Source organism: Microcystis sp. LSC13-02 (assembly GCA_002282935.1).
GTDB lineage: Bacteria > Cyanobacteriota > Cyanobacteriia > Cyanobacteriales > Microcystaceae > Microcystis.
Genome location: MTBT01000026.1, coordinates 1 through 8,147 on the forward strand (window position 1 = coordinate 1; position 8,147 = coordinate 8,147).

At 41.2% G+C, this 8,147-nt stretch carries 7 protein-coding genes; 1 reads left to right on the forward strand and 6 read right to left on the reverse strand.

All coding sequences use genetic code 11. From position 1 onward, the window contains the following. Positions 1–816 precede the first annotated feature (816 nt). Positions 817–1,647: a tetratricopeptide repeat protein gene (locus BGL89_RS01610; protein ID WP_286824012.1), complete on the forward strand. Its 831-nt coding sequence runs from the start codon at positions 817–819 to the stop codon at positions 1,645–1,647. Here the strand turns inward: BGL89_RS01610 and BGL89_RS01615 are convergent, their stop codons facing one another. The 6 genes from BGL89_RS01615 to BGL89_RS01640 all read right to left on the reverse strand — a co-directional run bounded on the left by BGL89_RS01615 (position 1,648) and on the right by BGL89_RS01640 (position 7,822). Continuing rightward, positions 1,648–2,505: a DNA-formamidopyrimidine glycosylase gene (locus BGL89_RS01615; protein ID WP_286824013.1), complete on the reverse strand. Its 858-nt coding sequence runs from the start codon at positions 2,503–2,505 to the stop codon at positions 1,648–1,650. A 120-nt stretch (positions 2,506–2,625) separates the two neighbouring features. After that, the gene (locus tag BGL89_RS01620) at positions 2,626–3,969 is read right to left on the reverse strand and encodes a cytochrome c biogenesis protein (protein ID WP_286824015.1); all 1,344 of its coding nucleotides are present in this window, start codon (positions 3,967–3,969) and stop codon (positions 2,626–2,628) included. Positions 3,970–4,019: 50 nt separating this feature from the next. After that, positions 4,020–4,748, reverse strand: a complete 729-nt coding sequence (locus BGL89_RS01625; RefSeq protein ID WP_190356815.1) for a cytochrome c biogenesis protein CcdA — start codon at positions 4,746–4,748, stop codon at positions 4,020–4,022. An 18-nt stretch (positions 4,749–4,766) separates the two neighbouring features. After that, positions 4,767–5,129 carry a VOC family protein gene (locus tag BGL89_RS01630; protein ID WP_286824019.1) on the reverse strand — a complete coding sequence of 121 codons (363 nt, stop codon included), beginning with the start codon at positions 5,127–5,129 and terminating at the stop codon, positions 4,767–4,769. A 2-nt stretch (positions 5,130–5,131) separates the two neighbouring features. Then, the gene (locus BGL89_RS01635; protein ID WP_286824021.1) at positions 5,132–6,088 is read right to left on the reverse strand and encodes an ABC transporter permease; all 957 of its coding nucleotides are present in this window, start codon (positions 6,086–6,088) and stop codon (positions 5,132–5,134) included. Next, on the reverse strand, positions 6,089–7,822 hold the full coding sequence (locus BGL89_RS01640; RefSeq protein ID WP_286824023.1) for a peptide ABC transporter substrate-binding protein: 1,734 nt from the start codon (positions 7,820–7,822) through the stop codon (positions 6,089–6,091). Positions 7,823–8,147: the final 325 nt, after the last annotated feature.

The following is an 8,147-nucleotide window of genomic DNA, read 5'->3' on the forward strand; positions in this document are numbered from 1 at the left end:
ACATTCTAGCATATATTTGGTAAATGCGCTAGTATTTAACGGTAAAGCCGTCGTAGAACGACGGGGTTTCAGACCCAAAATTTTCGATGATCTTTTGACTGTCAACCTTGTCAAAACCCTTTTGAGTCTTGACTGTCTGCCCATTGTACTCATTGACACTCCCGTCGCTAAAAGCGAGGGATTCTTGGTTCAACGAGTCCACTTAAACTAGATACCTTGCGTTATCCAACCCAGAGGTGGTTCTCTCCCCAAGCATTACTTTTCGTATGCCCTACGATAGTCCCCCCCCAACCCCTCCGACGTCGGGGGAGCAAGGGGGGGTACAAAATTTGCTTGAATTGAAACGTTAGCTTCAAATACTGCTTTGTCTAGTTCCTGTAAAGATTTTACCTACTCACAGTTGAGAAACTAGAACTATTGAGTAGAACCCTATATCTTTAATTGTCAAGGTGCAGATAGCATAGTGGTTAGACTACATGGGTTTTTAGAGCGGTTGATTACCCTATCCGCTATACTCATATAGTAGCTATTTGGCCTGAGTAGGTCAAGACCCTTAAAAGAAGAAGTTATTCGAGATTTTGTCAGGAGACTGGACGCTTATTTTTAATCTTGCTTCGTGTCACTGAGCCTTTACATTGAGCCTGTCGAAATGTGTCGAAGTGCTGTTTTATATTGACTGGGGTTTCATCCCGTCGCACTCAAGCAAGGGTCTTCACCCCGACATTTGAGATAAAGAGCGGCCAATTCGATCGATCCCCTGATCAAATCTCCAGATTTCCATAACATTTTCCTGTCTGTCCCCTCGCACCCCAGTCTATGAAAGCCTCTCTCTCTAACCGTCGTTGGCTGTCCATCGGTCTCGTCCTGATGTTATTTGCTTTGCTGTCTTTCTCGATTATGCCGCTATTGACTTCTATTCTCCAGAGTGAGCGGCACTCAGGCCAGAGTCATCTGTCCGCAGTCAAACAAGAGGAATTAGCCAGTCAAGCACTGGGTTATCAGATGGTTTTAGAGCGCGAACCCGATAATCAGACGGCTTTGCGGGGATTATTAGATACTCGCTTACAGCAGGGCGATTTAAGGCAAGCGATCGAACCTTTAGAAAAATTAGCGCAACTTAACCCCCAACAATCCGATTATCTGCTACTTTTGGCGGAAGCGAAACAGCAAATAGAGGACTATGCAGGAGCCACAGGCAGTTATCGCGCCCTTTTAGCCTCCCATCCCCAAGAGCTGCGGGCCTTAACTGGATTAACTAATTTATTTCTTAGCCAAAACCGCCCGATCGAGGCGATTAGTCTGGTCAAAGACACGATTGATCGCGCTTTAAAAGCTGCTTCCGATCCCAATAATCCTGCTAGTTTAATCGATATCGTTTCCGTTCAGTTACTTTTAGGCAAAATCTATTTCGATCAGCAAAATTATCCGGAAGCTTTAAAAGCCTATAAACAAGCTCAACAGATGGATGTTAACGATTTCCGACCAATTTTAGCGACAGCGATCGTACTAAAAGAACAGGGCAAAAATCAAGAGGCTCAACCCCTCTTTCAAGATGCTCTCAGTCGCGCTCCTTTTGCTTACAGACAGGAGATTCAGACCCTAGCCGACGAAAATAACAAAATTCAAGCCACAGCCCCTAATCAGTGATCAGCTTTTTCTCCCTTCTCCCCTTGAGACTTGACACTGGGGACAAAAATGAGCCGAGCGCCCACTTAATTTAATTCTGGCAATAGTTGCACCGCAAAGGCGACAATTTTCGCCATTACGACCGTAAACCCAGGCCATCGCCCCATAATTGCCATTAACTCCCGTAACGTGGAGAAAATCGCTAAAACTGGTTCCGCCTTCAGCGATCGCCGTTTCTAATACAGAAATAATGTTTTTTGTCAATAAGTCTATTTGCTCAATTTTCAAGAGATTAGCGGCAGTTTGAGGATGGATGCCACTTTTAAAAAGAACTTCATCTGCGTAGATATTGCCAATTCCTGCGACTACATTTTGATCGAGGAGAAAAGTTTTAATCGGACGACGACTTTTTTGACAGTGACTATAGAGGTAATCGGCGGTAAAATTGCGATCAAAGGGTTCCAGTCCCAGTTTTTTGAGACCGGTAATCACAGTTTCTGGGGTTTTATCGGCGGCAATCCACCAAATTTTCCCGAAAGTGCGGGTATCGACAAAGCGCAATTCTTGCTGATTGGCAAAAAAGAAGCGTAAGCGCGTATGAATCGGGAGGGGAGTGGTATCTTTTACCCACAGCAATTGTCCGGTCATACGCAGATGAACCCCGATACTGCTACCATTATCTAAATTGGCGAGGAGATATTTGCCTCGGCGCTGCCAATTGGTAATCGTGGTCTGAGCAATTCCTTGCAGAAAAGTTACCTCGCAATTAGGATAGGCTAGGGTACGCTGTAATAATACTTCCCCACCGATAATTTTTTTGCCCTGGGTCACTTGATTTAACCCGCGACGCACCGTTTCTACTTCTGGCAATTCTGGCATATAAGTAATTGAACAAAATTAAGTTCTTGGTTAGGGTAGGCAAAAGGCAAAAGAGGCAATAGGCAATAGATAGATAAACAGAACTTTTTATCGGGAAACGACACCAGATTAACGTCAATTCTACTTTAACTTTAGCCTTTCAATGGTATCAATTATTTCCCGTTCAAAACTGACTTGAGCGCGATTAGTTTTACCACCAATATAAAAGCGATCGCCCGATTGTAAAGCCCAAATTTGGGAATGGGAAAAGTAACTCATTACCACTCCCATCATCAATAAACCAAAACCTAAATAGACAATAGGCACTCCCGGATCTGCCTTAATTTGTAACCCTGTACTGCCCACTAATTCGACTATTTTTAGATTAACTCCATTGATGGGAATCGTCATTCCTTCTCGTACAGCAGAGGTTAAATCTCCCTTAGCATCATAGACAACTAACGTACCTTGTAAATCTCTGGTTAAAAGAGAAACTCCCTCACTAAGATCGGTTTTAGTCGGAATCCAAGTTCCCCAGATTTGTCCATTACCTTTGGTGTCTAAACTAGCCATCGGTAGCTGTAGGATTGGACTATTATTCACCTGTACTTTTACCCCAGCAATTCCCCAACTGGTTTGATAAAAAGTCACCCCTTTATAGTGCAAAGGTTGATTAACTTGAATAGTCTTGCGATCGATCTCCTGTCCTTGATCATCGATCACCGACAAATCAGAATAAAATTGTTCTATATCACCTTGAGGACTATAATCAATCCAAAAACGATTAACTTTAATCCCCCAATCCTTAGGGAGAGAATTTTTAGATAAGGGTCCAGCTTCAATAATATTTTTAACCTGAAAACTATCGCCACTAGCTACCATTTCTTGAGCGAAAAAGCCGGTTAACGCTCCCCAGATCGCTCCTGCTAAAATAATTAACATGGCTGCATGAACGATAATCGGACCGATTTTACCAATCAGACCTTTACGAGCATAGAGACTGTTATTTTCTAGAAAAACTTTGTAGCCTTTTTTTTCTAACAAGGGGGTTAGGGATTCTAGGGAACCAGTTTCTAATTCAGCACTTAAAGCTAGTTTTTGAAATTGGCGAGATTGTTGATAAAATTGCCATTTTTTTGCTGCCTTTAAAGCAGGAAATTGTCGTCGGAAGGTGCAAGCGGTTAAACTGGAACCAAAGAGAATTAATAATGATAGATACCACCAAGTACTATAAACATGATTTAATCCCATTAGTAATAAAACTTTCCAAGTCAGAAACCCAAATAAAGCGGGTTTCTCAGGATAATTAGCTTGGTAAAAAGATAGGGATTGTCCCTGTTCGATTACTGTCCCAGAAATGCTAAAAATAGCGATTAAAAGTAAGAGGATAATTGCCAATCGCAGATCGGCAATAGTCTGGATAAATTTACGTCCCCATTGAGGCGGTGTATTCTTTAAATTTGAGGAAGTTTCCGATATAGTCATAGTTAAAAGTTTTGCAATTCTAGCCAATTATCTATCATAACTCTCCACCATCACAGCAGACGAGATAATAAAGAAAAAACTCCAAAACCGATTAATAAAACCCCACTGACAGGATTAATCCACCCGGACCATTGACGCAGGGAAAGAAAGCTTTTCAGCGAAGCAGTAAAAGAACCGACGATAATCAGCGGTAAAACATAGCCGGCAGTGTAGGATAACAATAATCCCCCTCCTAAGCTTAAATCTCCTGTATTGGCCACCCATGCCAATAAAGTTGCTAGAACCGGTGTACTACATGGAGAGGCGATTAAACCAAATGTTAAACCGAGAAGATAGGACCGCAAAATCGGGGGAAAATCGCCGGTAATCCAATCGGTAGCGCCAAGGGAGGGGAAGCGCAGGGGTAATAATTCCAAGAGGTTTAACCCCATGAAAATAGCGATCGCACTGACGATAATCGGTAAACCGATCCCCACTTGTCCATAGACTTTTCCTAAAGTAGCGGCAATTAGTCCCAATCCCGCTAAGGTGGTGGCTAATCCTAGGGAAAACCATGTGGACTGCCAAAAAGCCGCTAGACGGCCTTTATTTTCGTAACCCCCGATATAAGCGACGGTAATCGGCAACATCGACAGCATACAGGGGGTAAGACTGGTGAGTAAACCGGCTAGAAAAATCACGGCAATACTGACAAAACTAAGGTGAGTTAGTTGGGAAGTTACTAAGCGATCGGCGTATTGTTCAAGGTGATAGAGTTGAGTCTGTAATTGGTCTAACATATTGGGGAATTTTTCAGGCTAAATTTGGCTCATTTCTAGGATATTACCGTCGGTATCACTGACAAATAATGCCTTTCTAACCGAGGCACTCATTTCAATTGTATAACCTTGACTTTCTAGATAGTTACCCATGGCTGCCACGTCATCAATAGCGAAGGCAATATGAGGATTGCGTCCCCATTTTTCGGGATTGGGACGGTAGTTTTGGTAATTGCTATCGACAATTAAATGAATTTGATAATCTCCCACTTGATACCAAACCCCATCGTATTGCAAAGGGCGATCGATTCTAGTCAATCCTAGAACATTTTCGTAAAAGTTAACAGCTTTTTCTAGATCGGTGACTAAAATCGCCGTGTGTAAGGATTCTGTAATGTTCATAGTTAATATCTGACTCGCGGATCGAGCCAACTATAGGTTAAATCGGCAATTAAGTTAAAGATAACAATTAAAATCCCATAAATAAAGGTAATCGCCATCACTACGGGGGTATCACTGCGGGAAATAGAATCGATTAATAAAGCACCGATACCTGGTACACGAAACACTTGTTCTGTAACTAAAGCACCGGTAAAAATTGAGGGAATATCGAGAGCAATCAGGGTGACAACGGGGATTAAAGCATTGCGAACTATATGCTTAGTTAGGACGGAAAAATTAGTTAGTCCCTTCGCTAAGGCAGTTTTAACGTACTCTTGGTGAATTTCTTCAGTTACGGAAGAACGCACGAAACGCATCAACATCGCCCCTTGATATAAGCTTAATACAGTTATGGGCATAATTGACTGTTTAACCTGCTCGATCAAACTATTAAAATCGCTAATTTCTAGGGTACTATTATAAAAAGATGGTAGCCAGTTTAACTGCACACTAAAGATAATAATTAATAATAATCCCGTCACAAAGGTGGGTAAAGAAAAGCCAAGCATCGAAAAAGTAGAGATGATTTTGTCTAACCAAGAATAGCGCTTGACTGCTGAAATTATGCCCAAAGGAAAAGCGATTAAAACCCCGAAAATATAGGCAATACCGACAATCCAGAGAGTTGTGGGTAAACGCTGCCAAATTAGGGTAAAAACTGGGCTGCGACTGGTGAAAGAATAGCCCATATCTCCTTGAAGAAATGCTAACAACCACTTGACATAACGCACAGGAAGGGGTTGATCTAATCCGAAACTTTTGCGAATATTTTCTCGCACTGCTTCTGTAATAGCAGGATTAGCGGCAAATTCTCCCATCGGATCCCCCGGTGCTAGGGCCAAAATGCCAAAAACTACCATACTAATAGCTAAAAGAGTGGGAATCGAAAATAATAATCTTCTCAGAAAATATTTCAGCATTTATTTACTACGCTTCCAGTCTTTGATCTTCCAGGTATTTCTATCCCAGGGAGTTAATTCAAACCCCGATAAACTATTGCTAATTGCCACCACATCGGCACGATGAACTAGGGGAATAATCACAAAATCATTGATTAACATATAATTCATTTTAATCGCTATTTCTCGCCGTTTTTCTGGGTTTAATTCCTGACTAAAAGCTTGCCATAATTTATCGTATTCAGGATTACAATAACGAGCATAATTATCCCCAGACCAACCATCAGCTTTTTGGGGAATTTCGCTACAGGTAAAGGTTTTAAAATAGGCTTTCGGATCGGGACTATTATTACCTGTAGTGTACATTTGTAGGTCAGCATAAAACTTTTCTACCGTGTCATCGTTAGCAGGATCGCTAGAAAAGAAAATACTGGCATCAACAGTTTTTAATTCTACTTCTACCCCGATCGCTTGTAAACTTTGTTTGATAATTTCTTGGGTTTTCTGACGGAGAGGATTGACAGTGGTTTGAAAAACTAATTTCATTTCTACCCCATTTTTATCCCTAGTGCCATCACCATTACTATCTTTCCATCCCGCATCATCTAGTAATTTCTTAGCCTTTTCTAGATTAAATTCATAGCTAGTATTGGGAGAATTATATTCTGATGGCATCACAATAAAATTAGGAGTTGTTTTCCCAGTAATACCATAAAGTTGCGTGGCAATAGTATCTCTATCAACAGCTAAAGACAAAGCTTCTCTTACTTTCACATCACTCAAAAAAGGATGGGGAAACTTAATACTAGACCTCTCACCTTCAGGAGTAACTTGATTAGGATCACTCAGATTAAATAAAACTCGTTCAATCAAAGAACCGAAACTAGATATTAACTGACCCCGACCCGCTTTTTCTAAATCACTTAAAACCCTTGCCTCTACTTGCAAATTATAGGCATAATCCGCCTCCTGTGTCTGTAAAACCGCTCGTGCAGCCGAAGTTGCATCACCTCCTCCTTTTAATTCTATTCTTTGAAAACCTAATTTATCCGCTTCTCGAAAGAAAGAATTTGGTTCATAAACTGCCGTGTCTCCCGGTTTAAACTCTACCACTTTATAGGGGCCAGTTCCCACCGGTAATAAATTAGCAGGGGCTTGACGTGCTGTTTCATTGCTATACTTTTCATAGAGATGGGCAGGTAAAATCATCCCTTCTGTCCCCACAAAAACTAATGACCAAGCGGGATTAACTTGCTTAAAAGTTATTTTAACCGTATGGGGATCGATCGCTTCCACACTTTTAACTATTTCATAATTGCCAGCGCTAGTAGAACCGGTTTTCGGATTGGTAATAAAATTATAGGTAGCGATGACATCTTTGGCAGTAAAAGGAGTACCATCTGACCATTTAATATCTTTTTTTAGCTTCCATGTCACCGATTTACCATCCCGGGCAACTCCCCCATTTTCAATAGTAGGAATTTCTGCCGCTAAAAAAGGAACTAATTCCCCTTTTTCATTGAAACTAGCCAAAGGTTCTAGGGTAATGCGACTCGCTTCTGAGTCTTTAAATCCCGTGGAGAGATGGGGATTTAAAATCGTCGGCGCTTGCCAATATAAAAGTTTTAAAGTTTCTGTGTTATTATTGTCCGTTGCTGGAGGATTATTAGCTGTTTGTTGACGACAAGCACTAAAAAGCAGCGTACAACTAAGGGATAAAATTAACAGGGGCAAGAAAAGCGATCGCTTAAACATTTTTAACGATAATCAATAATTCAACAAGGTGACTTAGGTGATTCCCTAACCCACTAATAACAAGTTATCAGACATTGAGTCTTGATCTCGATCGATTAATTGATTATTTGCCTTTATCCATTCCTAGTCAAGTTAAATCGATCGTGCTATAGTAGCGATGCTGTACTAGACAATAAAATTCTAGGCACGGCGACGAAATGGGTTCTTCGGTTTGTGTTATGCAATGTACGGGGGTTATCGAAAATTTGGGTTAAAACCCCGTCCTTTTAGGACGGCTTTGTGTTAAACTGATTGGTAAGCGGAAAATCAGATGTGTAGTCGTGAC

What these genes read in the sequence shown, in the direction of transcription:
- BGL89_RS01610 (WP_286824012.1), top strand. Translation starts at nt 817, where the DNA reads ATGAAAGCCTCTCTCTCTAACCGTCGTTGGCTGTCCATCGGTCTCGTC.
- BGL89_RS01615 (WP_286824013.1), bottom strand. Translation starts at nt 2,505, where the DNA reads ATGCCAGAATTGCCAGAAGTAGAAACGGTGCGTCGCGGGTTAAATCAA.
- BGL89_RS01640 (WP_286824023.1), bottom strand. Translation starts at nt 7,822, where the DNA reads ATGTTTAAGCGATCGCTTTTCTTGCCCCTGTTAATTTTATCCCTTAGT.
- BGL89_RS01625 (WP_190356815.1), bottom strand. Translation starts at nt 4,748, where the DNA reads ATGTTAGACCAATTACAGACTCAACTCTATCACCTTGAACAATACGCC.
- BGL89_RS01620 (WP_286824015.1), bottom strand. Translation starts at nt 3,969, where the DNA reads ATGACTATATCGGAAACTTCCTCAAATTTAAAGAATACACCGCCTCAA.
- BGL89_RS01635 (WP_286824021.1), bottom strand. Translation starts at nt 6,088, where the DNA reads ATGCTGAAATATTTTCTGAGAAGATTATTATTTTCGATTCCCACTCTT.
- BGL89_RS01630 (WP_286824019.1), bottom strand. Translation starts at nt 5,129, where the DNA reads ATGAACATTACAGAATCCTTACACACGGCGATTTTAGTCACCGATCTA.